Here is a 15997-nt window from a genome sequence, read left to right on the forward strand (position 1 = left end):
CTCAGTGATCGTGGTGCAGGTACGCCGCCTGCTTGGGCAGGCGCAGGCTGAACAGGAAGGCGATGGCCATCATTGCCGTCACGTACCAGTAGAAGGTGTTCTCCATGCCCAGGCTCTTCAAACCCAAGGCCACGTACTCGGCGGAACCGCCGAACACCGCATTGGCCACCGCGTAGGCCAGGCCGACGCCAAGGGCACGCACCTGCGGCGGGAACATCTCGGCCTTCACCAGGCCGCTGATGGAGGTGTAGAAACTGACGATGCACAGTGCCAAGGTCACTAGCACGAACGCCATGAACGGACTGCTTACGGTTTTGAGCGCCATCAGCAGCGGCACGGTGAACAGCGTACCCAACGCACCGAACCACAGCATCGAGTTACGTCGACCGATGCGGTCGGAGAGCATGCCGAACAGTGGCTGCAGGATCATGAACAGAAACAGCGCGCCGGTCATCACGAAGCTCGCGCTCTTGGCGTTCATGCCGGCCGTGTTGACCAGGTACTTCTGCATGTAGGTGGTGAAGGTGTAGAAGATCAGCGAGCCACCCGCGGTGTAGCCCAGCACCGTGATGAACGCGGCGGTATGGTTGCGGAACAGCCCGGCGATGCTGCCGGCGTCCTTGTCCTGACGGGTCTCGGCGCTGCTGGTTTCCTTGAGCGAACGGCGCAGCATCAGCGAAATCAGCGCAGCGACGGCGCCGACCACGAACGGAATGCGCCAGCCCCAGGCGCGCAGCTCTTCATCGCTGAGCAGTTGCTGCAGGATCACCACCACCAGCACCGCCAGCAATTGGCCGCCGATCAGGGTGACGTACTGGAACGAGGCGAAGAAGCCGCGTTGGCCGCGCAGCGCCACCTCGCTCATGTAGGTCGCGGTGGTGCCGTACTCGCCGCCCACCGACAGGCCCTGCACCAAGCGGGCGAACAGCAGCAGCGCCGGGGCCCAGGCGCCGATGCTGGCGTAGGTCGGCAAACAGGCGATCAGCAGGGAACCGGCGCACATCATCAGCACCGAGATCATCAACGAATGCTTGCGTCCGTGACGGTCGGCCAGGCGACCGAAGATCCAGCCGCCGATCGGTCGCATCAGAAAGCCCGCCGCGAACACGCCGGCGGTGTTGAGCAGTTGAACGGTGGGATCGTCCGAGGGGAAGAAGGCGGGGGCGAAATAGATGGCGCAGAAGGCGTAGACGTAGAAGTCGAACCATTCCACCAGATTGCCCGAGGAGGCACCGACGATAGCGAAGATGCGGCTTTTGCGCTCTTCGCCCGTGTAATGAACTGAGGTCATGGGTTGCTTGCTCCTGGAGGGATACCGTGAAGTCTAGACATACCCGGTAACAGTCTCGTTCCGCCTCGGGTCTGACCAGTGGCCATGCGTCGTATTGACCGGCCCCATCACGGTTGAATCCGCGATGAGGCCGACGCGCATCAGACCCGCTCGATCGCCAACGCCAGGCCTTGCCCCACGCCTACGCACATGGTCGCCAGGCCCTTGCGCCCGTCGCTCTTCTCCAATTGATGCAGCGCCGTCAGCACCAGACGCGCGCCGCTCATGCCCAGCGGATGACCCAGGGCGATGGCGCCGCCGTTGGGATTGACCTGCGGCGCATCGTCGGCCACACCAAGCTCGCGCAGCACCGCCAGTCCTTGGCTGGCGAACGCTTCGTTGAGCTCGATGACATCGAAGTCGGCCACGGCGATGCCCAGGCGCTCGCACAGCTTGCGCACCGCCGGCACCGGGCCGATGCCCATCACACGGGGCGCGACACCCGCACTGGCCATGCCCAGTACCCGGGCGCGCGGGGTGAGGCCATGTTTTTTCACCGCCTCGGCGGAGGCCAGAATCAATGCCGCTGCACCATCGTTGACCCCCGAGGCATTGCCGGCCGTGACGGTCTTGTCGGGCCCGTTGACCGGTTTGAGCCGGGCCAGCGCTTCCAGGGTGGTGTCAGGACGCACGTGCTCATCCTGCTCGACCCAGGTCTCACCCTTCTTGTGGGCGATGCGCACTGGCACGATCTCCTCAGCGAAGAAGCCGGCGGCTTGGGCGGCGACCGCTTTCTGCTGGCTGCGCAAGGCGAAGGCATCCTGGTCGGCGCGCGACACCTGATAGTCGTCGGCCACGTTATCGGCAGTCTCGGGCATGGCATCGACGCCGTACTGGCTTTTCATCAAAGGATTGACGAAACGCCAGCCGATGGTCGTGTCTTCCAGCTTCATGGCACGCGAATAGCCGCTTTCGGCCTTGCCCATGACGAACGGCGCGCGCGACATCGACTCCACGCCACCGGCAATGGCCAGCTCCATCTCACCACTGGCGATGGCACGGAACGCCGTGCCCACCGCGTCCATGCCCGAGGCACACAGGCGGTTGAGGGTGACCCCGGGAACGTTCTCCGGCAGCCCGGCCAGCAGCAGCGCCATGCGTGCGACGTTGCGGTTGTCTTCGCCGGCCTGATTGGCACAGCCGAGGAACACTTCGTCGACCTGCGCCCACTGCACCTGTGGATTGCGCTCGATCAGCGCCTTGAGCGGGACGGCCGCCAGGTCGTCGGCGCGAACGCTGGCCAGGGCGCCGCCGAAGCGGCCGATGGGCGTGCGGATGGCGTCGCAGATGAATACCTCACGCATCAGGCTTCTCCTGCGGTTTGGCCATGGGCGGCGGCGGTGCGCGCTTCCAGGTCGCGCAGCGCGGTCAGTTCGTGATCACTCGGCGCTTGCGTGGTCTGCACGCTGTCGGCAAAACGGATGGCCCAGCCAGTGGCGGCGACGATCTGCTCGCGCGTCACGCCTGGATGAATCGAGGTCACCACGAACTCATGGCTGCCGGCTTCCGGCTCCATGATGCACAGGTCGGTAATGATCCCCACCGGGCCCTCGCCCGGCAGGCCCAGGCGCTTGCGCGAGTCGCCGCCTTCGCCATGGCCGACCGACGTCATGAAGTCGAGCTTGTCGACGAAGGCGCGCTTGGACTGCTTGAGGATGATCAGGACCTGCTTGGCGGAACCGGCGATCTCCGGCGCGCCGCCCGCGCCCGGCAGGCGGGTCTTGGGCGCATGGTAGTCGCCGACCACGGTGGTGTTGATGTTGCCGAAGCGGTCGACCTGCGCGGCGCCGAGGAAGCCGACGTCGATGCGTCCGCCCTGCAGCCAGTAACGGAAGATCTCGCCGGTCGGCACCACCGTGTCGGCGGTCTCGGCCAACTCACCGTCGCCGATCGACAGCGGCAACACGCTGGGCTTGGCGCCGATGGGGCCGGACTCGTAGATCAGCACGACGTCGGGCGAAGAGGTCAACCGTGCGAGGTTGGCGGCCTTGGACGGCAGGCCGATGCCGACGAAGCAGACCGCGCCGTTGCGCAGTCGTCGGGCGGCAGCCACGGTCATCATTTCCGAGGTCGAGTAGCTCATTGTGCGGCCTCCAGCGTGCGCTTGAATTCGGTGAAATCGGCGGTGCCGCGGATGTAGGTGTCGATCCAGGCGGTGAAGGCTTCGCGGTCGCGCGCGATCGGATCCCAGGCCTGGTAGAAGCGATTGTCACGCTCGTAGTAGCCGTGGGCGTAGGAGGGATGCGCACCGCCCGGCACCAGGCACACTGCGCTCAGGGCCCAGGTCGGCAGCACGCAGGCGTTCATCGGTGCCTGCAGGTCGTCGACAATCTCCTCGACGGTGACGATGCAGCGCTTGGCCGCCAGCGCGGCTTCCTTCTGCACGCCGAGGATGCCCCACAGCAAGACGTTGCCCTTGCGGTCGGCCTTTTGCGCATGGATCACAGTGACGTCCGGGCGCACCGAGGGCACGGCCGCCAGTACTTCGCCGGTGAACGGGCAGGTGACCGACTGGATCAGCGGGTTGACCTTCGGCAGGTCGGAGCCGGCGTAGGCGCGCAGCACCGCGAACGGCAGGCCGGAGGCCCCGGCGACGTAGGCATTGGCCAGGTCGGCGTGGCTGTGTTCCTCGATTTCCAAGGCGTGCGGCCATTGCTTCTCGACCGCGTCGCGCAGGCGGTGCAGCGAGCCGACACCGGGGTTACCGCCCCAGGAGAAGATCAACTTGCGGGCGCAGCCAGCGCCGATCAGTTGGTCGTAGATCAGGTCTGGGGTCATGCGCACCAGGGTCAGGTCACGCTTGCCCTGGCGAATGATCTCGTGGCCGGCGGCGGTGGGAATCAGGTGAGTGAAACCTTCGAGGGCAACACAGTCGCCGTCGTTGACGAACTGCTTCACGGCGTCGTGAAGCGAGAGGATTGCTGCCATTGCAGACTCCTGGTCAGGCTGAGTCGAGTACGGGTGCAGCGGGGCTGCGATGGGTTCAGAGTAAGGAGGCTGGTGGAGCGCTACAATCCGATAATCGACCTTTTGGGCGGTTATCGAACGGTTTGAATGGTGAGTCCGTGCTATCGATGCAGGCCCGTATCGAGGGTGAGAAGGCGCGCTCACCCTCGGCCGGCGCCCTCGATCACGTCGCGTCGGCGTGACTCACCAGTCCTTTCACGATCACGCCCACGGCCGCCAACGCAGCAGGCACCAGCAAGGCGGTGAGCACCTGCTCGAAGGTCCAGCCCAGCCCCAGCAAGGTCGCGCCGCTCCAGGCCCCGAGAATCGCACCGAAGCGACCGATACCCAGCATCCACGACACACCCGTGGCGCGCCCCTGGGTCGGATAGAAGCGCGCCGCCAGCGACGGCATGGCCGACTGTGCTCCGTTCACGCACATGCCCGCGACCAGCACCAGCACGGCCAGCAGGGTGATGTTGCCCAGGCTCTGGCCGACGGCGTAGGCGAAGATCCCGGCCAGCAGGTAGAACAAGCCGATCACCTTGTGCGGATTGAAGCGGTCCATCGCCCAGCCCACGGCGACCGCGCTGAGCACACCGCCGAACTGGAACAACGCGCCGATGAACGCGGCCTGCTCCATGCTCGCGCCGCTGTCGCGCATCAGCGTCGGCAGCCAACTGGTCAGCAGGTAGACGATCACCAGGCCCATGAAGTAGGTCAGCCACAGCAGCACCGTGCCCAGCCCATAGGTGCCGGAGAAAATCACCGCGAAGACGTTGCGCGTGGCCACGGCCCTTTGCTCCGGTACTCTGAAGCTCGCCGCCTGGGCCACCACGGCCGGGGCAATCGGCGCCAGGGTGCGGCGCACCTTGTCGGTCCCGCGATTGCGCACCACCAGAAAGCGCGCCGACTCCGGCAGCCACACCAGCAATACCACGGCAAGCAACAGCGGCAGCACGCCGCCGAGCACCAGCAGGCTGTGCCAGCCGTAGGCCGGGATCAGCTTGGCAGAGACGAAGCCACCGCCAGCCATGCCCAGGTTGAAGCCGCAGAACATGCTGGTGACCAGCAACGACTTCAGGCGCTCAGGGGTGTACTCGGACAACAGCGTGGTGGCATTGGGCATGCCGGCGCCCAGGCCCAAGCCGGTGAGAAAGCGCAGCACCAGCAACTGGTCGACGTTGGTGGCGTAGGCCGAGGCCAAGCTGAAGCCGCCAAAGACCAAGACAGCGCCTACCAGCACGCCCTTGCGGCCGAAACGATCAGCCAGCGGCCCCGAGCCCAGCGCACCGAAGACCATACCGATCAGTGCCGCGCTCATCACCGGACCCAGACTGGCCCGGTCGATACCCCACTCCTGGGACAACGCCGGGGCGATGAAGCCCATGGCGGCGGTATCCAGTCCGTCGAGGAAGACGATGAGGAAACACAGGATCACCACCCGCCATTGATAACGCGACAGCGGCTGGGCATTGATGAAGGACTGGACGTCGAGGCACTGGCCGACGGCGGATTGCGGTGTGTTCATAGTGGTTATCCAGAAGAGGGGCGCAAGTACACCGCTGCGCCAGGCAAGGCACAGGGCTGGTGGGACCGGGTACGGGCGTTGCGATCAACTGGGTCGGCGGGCAACTGCGCCAGGCAGCGAGGGGACAATGGTCATGGAGGTCTCTCGTGTTGTTATTGTGCGGTCGGCGCTGCCGACCGTTGCGAGAAACAGTAATCAGCGCCAGACGGGGGCGCAATCGCTGCACAGCGACATTGTGCGTTTATCGAACAGGAACTGCTGCGTTGGTCATTCAACCGAACAACTGATGGCAGAGGTCGCGACTGGCCGCCAGCAGGATCGGCAGAAAGCGCTGCTCCAGCTCATTACGAGTAACCCGGCCGACATGGGTGCTGACGTTCAGCGCCGCCAGCACCTGCCCGGACGCGTCGTAGATGGGCACGGCGATCGAACGCAGGCCCTGCTCCAGTTCCTGATCGACCACGCACCAGCCTTGGGCGCGGACCTGCTGGATGCAGGCGAACAGCGACTCCGGGTCGTTCAGCGTACGGGTGGTACGGGCCTTGAGGTCGGCGCGCTCGAAGTACTCGCGAAGGCTGGTGTCGTCCAACGCGGCGAGGAGGATACGACCCATCGAGGTGCAGTAGGCCGGTAGACGACCACCGACCGAGAGGTCGACCGATATCAGACGCTCCACGGTCGCCGAGCGGGCGATATAGAGAATATCGTCGCCTTCCAGCGTGGCCATGTTCGCCGCTTCGTGAAGCTGCTCGCTGATGCGGTCCAGATAGGGTTGGGCAGAAACGGCCAGGGGCGTGGAGGACAAATAGGCATGGCCAAGTGTCAGCACCTTGGGCAGCAGCGAATACGTGCGCCCGTCGGAGGTGGCGTAGCCCAGTTTCATCAGGGTATGCAGGCAACGGCGCACGGCGGCGCGGGGAATTTCTGTGCGGTGGCTGATCTGCGCGATGGTCAGGTGGCGCTTGCGCTCCTGAAACGCCTGGATGACCGCCAGGCCGCGCGCCAGCGAGGTCATGAAGTCGGGATCGCCCGTGAATGCCTGGATACGTTTCGCCGGGGACGCCACGATGGGCGGAGCCAGCGCGGGAGCCACTGGCCGCAGTGGATCGCTGGGCGGAAAAGACGGGGTTTCATCGTTCATCGGCAGACCTCAAAAAAACGGCGCTTTGTGCGATTATCGAACAAACGGCCGATAATCGCAATTGACCGCCGACACGTTTGCTTATACCTTTCCAGTGCCCTTGTGGCTTCTTTGGAGAGACTGGTCAGGTACCCACCGTTGAAGACTCGAGGCAGCGGCCTTGCCCCACGGCGAGGCCGTTTTTATTTGCGCGACTCAGCGCTCGAACTTTTCCAAGACGTCCTCCTCAAACTTTCCAACACACGTGTGCCTTGGCCGATGCGTTAGTTCGACGTACTTCACAGCCTCCGGCAAGTTCACCAGGAACTGCGTGTGCGGGCGTGGAGCACTGGTTATACTCCGCGGCGCCGGCCCTGCCCGGTGTTGAACATGGAACCCAAAGCCTTTCGCAGCCGCAGCGCTCGCCCCGGGCTATTTCAACTTAATTCAGGTCGATACTGTGACGAAAGATGAACTGCGCGCCGAACTCGAGCGCCAGGCAGAACGTTACAAGGATGTTTATGGTGGCGAAGTCACCACCTATGCTGCCCAACCGGAACCGGAACGCAAACCTTGGCGCAAACGTGCCAGCTTGCTGGACCAGGCATTTTCCGAAGAACTGGAAAAGATGGAAAAGGAACTGCGTCCAGTTGAACCGGAGCGTTGATCCTGCGCTCACCGGACGTCTGTTTTTTACGGAAACTGACGTCCGGTGAGGCAATTCAAATGGCTCAGAACTACAAGCACATAAATTTCATACGGCCGTTTTAAACGATAGATACCCTCCGGTGCTTGAGCGTTACCCTCCGATTCGCTGGATTTTGCGCTTTTTAGCGCAGTCGCCAGGGATTGATACGCATCAACGCTTTTCTGGATTCGAGGGTGAAATCGTTCCGCCAACGCGTCAGGGGTGCATCGATTGCCATGGTTTTCTGGCATAATCCGCCCCCCCTACGACCGCCAGACAACCTTCATGATCGATTTATTCAGCGGACTGGATGCCTGGGTAGCCGTGAGCCTGGTGCTCGCCCTTACCTTCGTGCTTGCCTTCGAGTTCATCAATGGCTTTCATGACACCGCCAACGCGGTGGCCACCGTCATCTACACCAAAGCCATGCCGCCGCACCTGGCCGTGTTCTTCTCGGGTGTCTTCAACTTCCTCGGCGTTTTGCTCGGCGGTGTCGGGGTGGCCTATGCCATCGTCCACCTGCTGCCGGTCGAACTGCTGATCAACGTCAATACCGGGCACGGACTGGCGATGGTGTTCTCGTTGCTCGCAGCCGCCATCACCTGGAACCTGGGCACCTGGTACTTCGGTATCCCGGCTTCCAGTTCCCATACCCTGATCGGCTCGATCCTCGGTGTGGGCCTGGCCAACGCGCTGCTCAACGACATCGCGCTGGGCGACGGCGTCAATTGGCAGAAGGCGATCGACATCGGCCTGTCGCTGGTGGTTTCGCCGATAGCTGGCTTCGCCATCGCCGCCCTGGTGCTGATCGGCCTGAAGTGGTGGCGCCCGCTGTCGAAGATGCACAAGACCCCGGACCAGCGCCGCAAGCTCGACGACAAGAAGCACCCGCCTTTCTGGAATCGCCTGGTGCTGGTGATCTCGGCCATGGGCGTGAGCTTCGTGCACGGCTCGAATGATGGCCAGAAAGGCATCGGCCTGATCATGCTGGTACTGATCGGCATCGTGCCGGCCAAGTTCGTCCTCGACCTCAACAGCACCACCTACCAGATCGAACGCACCCGCGACGCGACCCTGCACATGAGTCAGTTCTACCAGCGCAATGCCGCCACCCTCGGTGAGTTCCTGGCGTTGGGCAAGGCCAAGTCGACCGATCTGCCGGAGCAATTCAGTTGCAACCCGCAGCAGACCGAGCCGACCATCGCGGCGCTGCAGACTTCGCTGCAAGGCGTGACCGACTACCGCGACCTGAGCGCCGAGCGCCGGGTCGAGGTGCGCCGTTACCTGCTATGCCTGGACGACACCGCGAAGAAGGTCGGCAAGCTGCCGGGCCTGGACAGCCGCGAGAAGTCCGATCTGGACAAGCTGCGCAAGGACCTCACCGCCACCACCGAGTACGCGCCGTTCTGGGTGATCGTCGCGGTGGCGCTGGCATTGGGCCTGGGCACCATGGTCGGCTGGCGCCGCGTGGTGCTCACCGTCGGCGAGAAGATCGGCAAGCAAGGCATGACCTATGCCCAGGGCATGTCGGCGCAGATCACGGCGGCCTGCGCCATCGGCATGGCCAACGTGTTCAGCCTGCCGGTGTCGACCACCCATGTGTTGTCCTCGGGTGTCGCCGGCACCATGGTCGCCAACAAGAGCGGCCTGCAGAGCAGCACGGTGAAGACCATCCTGATGGCCTGGGTGCTCACCCTGCCCGCCTCCATGGGACTGGCCGCCGGCCTGTTCTGGCTGGCGTCCAAGGCCATCGGCTGAAGCGTATTGCGATAGGAACGGCGCTCGACCGTTCCTATCGTCTGCTCAACGCTTCTTGCCGCCCAGCAACGACCCCATCAACCCCCGCACCAACTGCCGACCCAACTGGTTGGCGGCTTGGCGTACCGCCGATTTGATCGCCTGCCCCGCTGCGCCCTGCAGAAACTCCCCGGCCTTGTCGGCGAAGCTCTCCTGCTCGGCCTGGGGCTGTGGTGCCGGCTCGACCGGCTCACCCTTGCGCTGGGTGAGCCGTTCATAGGCCGACTCGCGATCGATCGGCTGGTCATAGCGCCCGGCCAAGGGCGAAGCGGCGATCAGCGCGCTGCGTTCGGCCGCCGTCAGCGGCCCGATGCGCGATTGCGGCGGGGCCACCCGCACACGCTGCACCACCTCGGGCGTGCCCTTGTCCTGCAGCGTGCCCACCAAGGCCTCGCCAATGCCCAACTCGGTCAACACCGCCAAGGTGTCGAACGCCGGGTTCGGGCGAAAACCCTCGGCCACGGCGCGCAGCGCCTTCTGCTCGCGGACGGTGAAGGCCCGCAGCCCGTGCTGGATACGCAAGCCCAGCTGGGCGAGCACCGCATCCGGCAGATCGCTCGGTGACTGGGTAACGAAGTACACCCCGACGCCTTTCGAGCGGATCAGCCGCACCACTTGCTCAAGCCGGTCCTGCAAGGCCTTGGGCGTGCCGTTGAACAGCAGGTGCGCTTCGTCGAAGAACAGCGCCAGCACCGGCTTGTCCGCGTCGCCGCGCTCTGGCAGTTGCTCGAACAGTTCCGCCAGCAACCAGAGAAGAAACGTCGCATAGACCTTGGGCGCTTCGTGCACCAGGCGACTGGCGTCGAGCAGGTGAATGCGCCCGCGACCGTCGGCATCGACCCGCAATAGGTCCTCCAACTGCAGAGCCGGTTCGCCGAACAAGGCCTCGGCGCCCTGCTGCTCCAGGGTTGCCAGGCGCCGCAACAACGCCTGGGTGGAGCCTGTGGTCATCAACGCCCGGTCATCGCCAAGCAGTTGCGGGTTGTCCCTCAGGTGCGCGAGCAGCGCCTTGAGGTCCTTGAGGTCGAGCAGCAGCAAGCCTTCTCGATCGGCGACCTTGAACGCGGCATACAGCGCCGCTTGCTGGCTGTCGGTGAGCTCCAGCAGGTTACCTAGCAGCAACGGCCCCATTTCGCTCAAGGTAGTGCGCAGTGGATGACCGCTTTGCCCGGCGATGTCCCACAGCGTCACCGGATAAGCCCGCGGTTGGTGCTGCAGCCATGGCATGTCGGCGATACGCTCGGCCACCTTGCCCGCAGGCGCACCGGCAGCGCCCAGCCCACACAGATCACCTTTGATGTCGGCGGCGAAGACCGCCACCCCGGCATCGCTGAACACCTCGGCCAGGCGCTGCAGCGTGACCGTCTTGCCCGTGCCGGTGGCCCCGGCGACCAGGCCGTGACGGTTGGCCAGACGCATGGCCTGGCCAACGGGCAGGCCGTCAAGACCGGCACCTACAACGATTTGCGAAGAATCTGACATCTTCTTTCTTCCTCTTCTCAAGCTTTGCCCCAACGCGGCCGATAGCCAGAGGCGTTAATGGCCCAACTGCAGGAAGCAACCCACCAGGCCCGCAAAATTGTTGCGCTGTTCTTTCTGCTGCTGTGCGTTGTGCGAGCGACCCGATAAACCTTAGCGGACCGGATTACGTCATGAACAAAAGCCTTCGTTTCAGCCACAAGATTCTCTTGGCGGCGTCCCTTATCGTGATACTCGCCTTCGCGCTGTTCACTCTGTACAACGATTACCTCCAGCGTAATGCCATTCGCGAAGACCTGGAGAACTACCTGGCGGAAATGGGTCAGTCCACCTCGACCAACATCCGCAGTTTGTTCGAAGGGCGTATCCGCTTGGTGGAGAACCTGGCGCAGAACATTGCCCAGAGCCCCAGCGACGCGGAAACCCTGATGGGTCAAAAAGCCCTGATCTCCAGCTTCCTCACGGTCTACCTGGGCAAGGTCGACGGCGGCTTCAGCGTGCGCCCCGACAGCAAGATGCCGGACGGTTACGACCCGCGCGTGCGCGGCTGGTACAAGGACGGCATGAATGCCGGCGGCCCGATCCTCACCGAACCCTACATCGACGCCACCACCGGCAAGATGGTGATCGGCGTGATCGACAAAGTCTCCACCAGCGTCGGCGTGGTCGGCGGCGACCTGGCGCTCGATGGTCTGGTGCAGATCATCAACTCGCTGAACTTCGGCGGCCTGGGCTATGCCTTCCTGGTCAACGACCAGGGCAAGATCCTGGTGCACCCTGACAACGCCCTGGTGATGAAGCCGCTGACCGAAGCGTTCCCGCAAAACACCCCGAAACTGACCGGCAAACTCACACAAGTCGAGGTCGACGGCCACCAGCGCCTCATTACCTTCACCCCGATCCAGGGTCTGCCGTCGGCCAACTGGTACATCGGCCTGTCGGTGGATAAAGACAAAGCCTTCAGCATGCTCAGCACCTTCCGCACTTCTGCGGTGATCGCCACCGTGGTGGCGGTGGTGATCATCATCGCCCTGCTCGGCCTGCTGATCCGCATCCTCATGCAGCCGCTGATGACCATGACCCGCGCCATGGAAGACATCGCCGAGGGTGAAGGCGATCTGACCAAACGCCTGACGATCCATAATCACGACGAATTCGGCGTGCTGGGCAGTGCCTTCAACCGCTTCGTCGAACGCGTGCATGGCTCGATCCGCGAAGTGTCGTCGGCCACAGAGCAGGTCAACGAGGTGGCCATGCGGGTGATCAGCGCCTCCAACTCGTCGATGCACAACAGCGACGAGCAGGCCAACCGCACCAACAGCGTGGCCGCCGCCATCAATGAACTGGGCGCCGCGGCCCAGGAAATCGCCGGCAACGCCGCCCAGGCCTCGCAGCATGCCAGCTCGGCGCGGCTGCTGGCCGAAGAAGGTCAGCAGGTGGTGGAGCGCAACATCCAGGCGATGAATCGCCTGTCGGACCTGATCGTCAGTTCCAGCGCCAACATCGAAACCCTCAACGACAAGACCGTGAACATCGGTCAGATCCTCGAAGTCATCACCAGCATCTCCCAGCAGACCAACCTGCTGGCACTGAACGCCGCGATCGAAGCGGCACGCGCGGGCGAAGCGGGACGAGGGTTCGCCGTGGTCGCCGACGAAGTGCGCAACCTCGCCCACCGCACCCAGGAATCGGCGCAGCAGGTGCAGTCGATGATCGAAGAGCTGCAAGTCGGCGCCCGCACTTCAGTGGAGACCATGGACCAGAGCCAGCGCCACAGCCAGGACAGCATGCAGATCGCCAACCAGGCCGGTGAGCGCCTGGGCAGCGTGACCCAGCGCATCGGCGAGATCGACGGCATGAACCAGTCGGTCGCCACCGCCACCGAGGAACAAACTTCCGTGGTGGAGTCGATCAACATGGATATCAGCGAAATCAACATGCTCAATCAGGAAGGCGTGGAAAACCTGCAGGCGACCTTGCGTGCCTGCTCCGACCTTGAGCAGCAAACCGTCCGCCTCAAGCAGCTGGTCGGCAGCTTCCGCATCTGATCCGCCACTCGCCGCGCTGTCTGCGACACCCGTCGCAGGCAGCGCAGCGTGCCCCACCCCGATCGAACGAACCCGTCCCAGCCAAGGTCAATCGTTAGGCGCGTCACCCCCGGCCTGTTACCGCCGGATGACAGACCCGAAGACGATCCCGGAGGGATGCTGATCGTGCACATCGCTGACATCACCATGTTCTATGCCCCCGCCAGCGGCGGCGTACGGACCTATCTTGATGCCAAACACCACCGTCTCGATGCCATGGCCGGCGTGCGTCACAGCCTCCTCATTCCCGGGGCCCACGCCCGCCATGCCGACGGCATCTATCACGTGCCGGCGCCGCCGCTGCCGTTCGGCAAGGGCTACCGTTTCCCCGTGCGCCTGGCGCCCTGGTGCAATGTGCTGCGGCGCTTGCAGCCAGACCTGATCGAAGTCGGCGATCCCTACCTCACCGCCTGGGCGGCGCTGGAGGCGCGGCGGCAGTTGGATGTGCCGGTGATCGGCTTCTACCATTCCGACCTGCCCCTGTTGGTCAGCAACCGCATGGGCAACTGGTTCACCCCCAACGTCGAGGCCTATGTCAGCAAGCTGTATGGCAACTTTGATCGGGTGTTGGCGCCCAGTCAGGTGATGGCCGACAAGCTGCGCCGTCTTGGCGTACGCGAAGTGCATGTGCAGCCACTGGGTGTCGATCTGCAGATGTTCCATCCGAGCAAACGCGACGATCAGGTTCGCGCCGAACTGGGCTTGCCCGATACCACGCGCTTGCTGGTGTTCGCGGGTCGCGGTTCGCGGGAAAAAAACCTGCCGGTGCTGCTCGAGTGCATGCGCCAACTCGGCAGCCCCTATCATCTGTTACTGGTGGGCTCGGGCATGCCGGCCAGCGTGCCAGAGAATGTCAGTGTGATCGACCACTTCTGCCCGGCCGATGAAGTCGCGCGCCTGCTCGCCAGCGCCGACGTGCTGGTGCATGCCGGCGATCAGGAAACCTTCGGCCTGGTGATTCTCGAGGCCATGGCCAGCGCCATACCCGTGGTCGCGGTGCGCGCAGGTGCGTTCGGCGAGATCGTCAACGACCAGTGCGGCCGCCTGTGCCGCCCAAACGATGCCCGCGCCATGGCCGATGCCGTGCGTGAAATCTTCGAGGGGGACGTGCGCGCCCTGGGCGCGCAGGCCCGGCGCCATGTGGAGCAGCACTATGCCTGGGACTGCGTGGTCGATGGCCTGTTGCAGCACTACCAGGCGGTGCTCGGTCACCAACCCCAGGTGCGTGCCCATGCGTGACGCCCACACCTCTGCGCGCAGCCTCATGCTGGTACTGCACGACGTCGCCCCGGAAACCTGGCCGGACTACCAGCCCTTCGTCGAGGCCATCGACGCCCTGGGCGAGGTGCCCATGACCTGGTTGGTGGTGCCGGACTTCCATCACCGCAATGCCCTGCACCGCTCACCGACCTTCTGTCGCTTGCTCGACCGTCGCCTGGCACGCGGTGACGAGCTGGCGCTGCACGGTTTCTACCACGCCGATGACGGCCCCGCACCGCGCGGGCCAGGCGAATTCTTTATGCGCAGGATCTACACCCATGAAGGTGAGTTCTATGCGCTGGAGCAGCAAGAGGCGATGCAGCGCCTGGAGGCAGGCCTGGAGTTGTTCACGGCCTTGGGCTGGCCGGTGTCCGGCTTCGTCGCCCCGGCCTGGCTGATGAGCGAAGGCACGCGCCAGGCCCTGCGCCAGTTGCCCCTGCGCTACACCAGTACCCCGCAGCATCTGTACAGCCTGCCGGACTTCACCGCGATCGAAGCACCGGGCCTGGTCTGGAGTGCGCGCAGTGCCTGGCGCCGGGGTCTGTCGCGAGTGCTTTGCGACTGGCAGGTGCGGCGTTGGCACAAGGCCGAGACACTGCGCCTGGGCCTGCACCCAGTGGACATGCGCCACGCCAGTTCGCGCGACTACTGGCTGCGCACCGTGCGCGAGCTGGTCGAGCAAGGGCGCCAACCCTTGACCAAGTCCGCCTGGCTGGAGCGCAGGTTGTCTGCATGAACAGCCTGCTCTGGCTAGGCCTGGCGTTGCTGGTGGCTGTGCTGGTGCCCGCCTGGCTTGGCGGCGGCGAGCTGTTGCCGCGTCTGCAGCGATTCGATCCTGGACTGATGATGACCTTGCTGGGCATGATCGTGCTGTGCTGGATCATCAACGCGGCGCGCCTGCGCCTACTGCTCGGCCAGCAAGGCGCGCAACTGGGCCGACTGCGCAGCCTGGGCGTGGTGATGGCCACGGAATTTGCCATCTGCACCACCCCCGGCGGCAGCGGTGGCCCGCTGACCTTGATGACCCTACTGGCGCGCGAGCGCATCGGTGCGGCGCGCAGTGGCGCGGTGTTCGCAATGGACCAGTTGAACGACCTGCTGTTCTTCTTCTGCGCCATGCTGGCCATCGCCGGCTATGCCCTGTTCCACAGCCTTGGGCGTAGCCAGGAAGGCATGTTGCTGGGCAGTGCGGCGTTGCTGTGCGTGGCGTTGGCGGTGATCGTGCTGCTGTCGCGCTATCGGCGCGCGATGATGCGCGGGAACGGACGTCTGCTGCGGCGTCTGGGCGTCTCGGCAGTGCGGCGGCGGCGCTGGGCGCGCAAGCTGTTGCATTTCGTCCACGCGCTGATCGACACCTGGCGCTTGCCCAAGCGCGTCCTGGCGCTGGTCTTCGCGCTCACCTGCGTGCACTGGAGCCTGCGCTACAGCGTGCTGTATCTGGTGCTCAAGGGGCTGGGTGTGGACCTGGCGTGGATTCCAAGCTTTCTGGTGCAGATGCTCTCGCTCAGCGCCGGTCAATTCAGCCTGCTGCCAGGCGGTGCGGGGGCCGCCGAGCTGACCTCGGCCACCCTGCTGTCACCGCTGGTAGGCAGCTCGACGGCGGCGGCGGCGATCCTGATCTGGCGCGCCATCACCTACTACTTCTACCTGCTGGCCGGGGGACCGGTGTTCGTCTGCTTGCTGGCGCGTCCCCTGCTGGAGCGCTGGCGTCGTCAGGCCGGTTGAGCTGCGCCCAGAGCTGGGCGGCGCCCTCGAACGC

The 15997-nt window shown here is 64.5% G+C and carries 13 protein-coding genes and 1 pseudogene; 7 read left to right on the forward strand and 7 right to left on the reverse strand.

The window, feature by feature from the left end; genetic code table 11:
• Window position 1: 1 nt before the first annotated feature.
• The 6 genes from Q6A47_RS07115 to pcaR form a co-directional block, all read right to left on the reverse strand.
• On the reverse strand, window positions 2-1291 hold the full coding sequence (locus Q6A47_RS07115) for an MFS family transporter (RefSeq protein WP_039579681.1): 1290 nt from the start codon (window positions 1289-1291) through the stop codon (window positions 2-4).
• 140 nt (window positions 1292-1431) lie between these two features.
• Window positions 1432-2637 carry a 3-oxoadipyl-CoA thiolase gene (gene pcaF, locus Q6A47_RS07120; RefSeq protein ID WP_304483782.1) on the reverse strand — a complete coding sequence of 402 codons (1206 nt, stop codon included), beginning with the start codon at window positions 2635-2637 and terminating at the stop codon, window positions 1432-1434.
• Window positions 2634-3413, reverse strand: a complete 780-nt coding sequence (locus tag Q6A47_RS07125) for a CoA-transferase subunit beta (RefSeq protein ID WP_039579685.1) — start codon at window positions 3411-3413, stop codon at window positions 2634-2636. Before Q6A47_RS07125 ends, pcaF begins: the two co-directional genes overlap by 4 nt.
• The gene (locus tag Q6A47_RS07130) at window positions 3410-4258 is read right to left on the reverse strand and encodes a CoA transferase subunit A (RefSeq protein WP_039579687.1); all 849 of its coding nucleotides are present in this window, start codon (window positions 4256-4258) and stop codon (window positions 3410-3412) included. The genes Q6A47_RS07125 and Q6A47_RS07130 overlap by 4 nt, the downstream gene beginning before the upstream one ends.
• 202 nt (window positions 4259-4460) lie before the next feature.
• Window positions 4461-5807, reverse strand: a complete 1347-nt coding sequence (gene pcaK, locus Q6A47_RS07135; RefSeq protein ID WP_304483711.1) for a 4-hydroxybenzoate transporter PcaK — start codon at window positions 5805-5807, stop codon at window positions 4461-4463.
• 271 nt (window positions 5808-6078) lie between these two features.
• The gene (pcaR, locus tag Q6A47_RS07140) at window positions 6079-6948 is read right to left on the reverse strand and encodes a pca regulon transcriptional regulator PcaR (RefSeq protein ID WP_029613951.1); all 870 of its coding nucleotides are present in this window, start codon (window positions 6946-6948) and stop codon (window positions 6079-6081) included.
• A 439-nt stretch (window positions 6949-7387) separates the two neighbouring features.
• On the opposite strand from pcaR, the gene Q6A47_RS07145 reads away from it, so the two are divergent.
• Both Q6A47_RS07145 and Q6A47_RS07150 read left to right on the forward strand, forming a co-directional pair.
• A complete protein-coding gene (locus tag Q6A47_RS07145; protein ID WP_029613952.1) occupies window positions 7388-7594 on the forward strand; it encodes a hypothetical protein in 207 nt (68 codons plus the stop codon).
• 306 nt (window positions 7595-7900) lie between these two features.
• Window positions 7901-9373 (forward strand): inorganic phosphate transporter, encoded by a 1473-nt coding sequence (locus tag Q6A47_RS07150; protein ID WP_029613953.1) that lies wholly within the window; start codon window positions 7901-7903, stop codon window positions 9371-9373.
• Between the two features lie 45 nt (window positions 9374-9418).
• Here Q6A47_RS07150 and Q6A47_RS07155 read toward each other — a convergent pair whose 3' ends face one another.
• Window positions 9419-10894: a helicase HerA-like domain-containing protein gene (locus tag Q6A47_RS07155; protein ID WP_039579694.1), complete on the reverse strand. Its 1476-nt coding sequence runs from the start codon at window positions 10892-10894 to the stop codon at window positions 9419-9421.
• 314 nt (window positions 10895-11208) lie between these two features.
• Here Q6A47_RS07155 and Q6A47_RS22950 point away from each other — a divergent pair.
• From Q6A47_RS22950 to gpgF, 5 genes and pseudogenes are all read left to right on the forward strand, one after another.
• Window positions 11209-12081, forward strand: a pseudogene (locus Q6A47_RS22950) (HAMP domain-containing protein); the annotation flags it as partial.
• 93 nt (window positions 12082-12174) lie between these two features.
• Window positions 12175-12939, forward strand: a complete 765-nt coding sequence (locus Q6A47_RS22955) for a methyl-accepting chemotaxis protein (RefSeq protein ID WP_369811432.1) — start codon at window positions 12175-12177, stop codon at window positions 12937-12939.
• A gap of 156 nt (window positions 12940-13095) precedes the next feature.
• The gene (gene gpgS / locus Q6A47_RS07165) at window positions 13096-14217 is read left to right on the forward strand and encodes an N-acetylglucosaminyl phosphatidylglycerol synthase (RefSeq protein WP_029613772.1); all 1122 of its coding nucleotides are present in this window, start codon (window positions 13096-13098) and stop codon (window positions 14215-14217) included.
• Window positions 14210-14974 carry an N-acetylglucosaminyl phosphatidylglycerol deacetylase gene (gene gpgD / locus Q6A47_RS07170; RefSeq protein WP_029613773.1) on the forward strand — a complete coding sequence of 255 codons (765 nt, stop codon included), beginning with the start codon at window positions 14210-14212 and terminating at the stop codon, window positions 14972-14974. Before gpgS ends, gpgD begins: the two co-directional genes overlap by 8 nt.
• On the forward strand, window positions 14971-15963 hold the full coding sequence (gene gpgF, locus Q6A47_RS07175) for a glucosaminyl phosphatidylglycerol flippase (protein ID WP_304483717.1): 993 nt from the start codon (window positions 14971-14973) through the stop codon (window positions 15961-15963). The genes gpgD and gpgF overlap by 4 nt, the downstream gene beginning before the upstream one ends.
• Window positions 15964-15997: the final 34 nt, after the last annotated feature.

The organism is Pseudomonas boreofloridensis, assembly GCF_030580795.1.
GTDB lineage: Bacteria > Pseudomonadota > Gammaproteobacteria > Pseudomonadales > Pseudomonadaceae > Aquipseudomonas > Aquipseudomonas boreofloridensis.

Coding starts and splice junctions, on each gene's coding strand:
- Q6A47_RS07125 (WP_039579685.1), bottom strand. CDS start 3,413: ATGAGCTACTCGACCTCGGAAATGATGACCGTGGCTGCCGCCCGACGA.
- gpgS (WP_029613772.1), top strand. CDS start 13,096: ATGCTGATCGTGCACATCGCTGACATCACCATGTTCTATGCCCCCGCC.
- Q6A47_RS07150 (WP_029613953.1), top strand. CDS start 7,901: ATGATCGATTTATTCAGCGGACTGGATGCCTGGGTAGCCGTGAGCCTG.
- Q6A47_RS07130 (WP_039579687.1), bottom strand. CDS start 4,258: ATGGCAGCAATCCTCTCGCTTCACGACGCCGTGAAGCAGTTCGTCAAC.
- pcaR (WP_029613951.1), bottom strand. CDS start 6,948: ATGAACGATGAAACCCCGTCTTTTCCGCCCAGCGATCCACTGCGGCCA.
- Q6A47_RS22955 (WP_369811432.1), top strand. CDS start 12,175: ATGCACAACAGCGACGAGCAGGCCAACCGCACCAACAGCGTGGCCGCC.
- pcaK (WP_304483711.1), bottom strand. CDS start 5,807: ATGAACACACCGCAATCCGCCGTCGGCCAGTGCCTCGACGTCCAGTCC.
- gpgD (WP_029613773.1), top strand. CDS start 14,210: ATGCGTGACGCCCACACCTCTGCGCGCAGCCTCATGCTGGTACTGCAC.
- gpgF (WP_304483717.1), top strand. CDS start 14,971: ATGAACAGCCTGCTCTGGCTAGGCCTGGCGTTGCTGGTGGCTGTGCTG.
- Q6A47_RS07115 (WP_039579681.1), bottom strand. CDS start 1,291: ATGACCTCAGTTCATTACACGGGCGAAGAGCGCAAAAGCCGCATCTTC.
- Q6A47_RS07155 (WP_039579694.1), bottom strand. CDS start 10,894: ATGTCAGATTCTTCGCAAATCGTTGTAGGTGCCGGTCTTGACGGCCTG.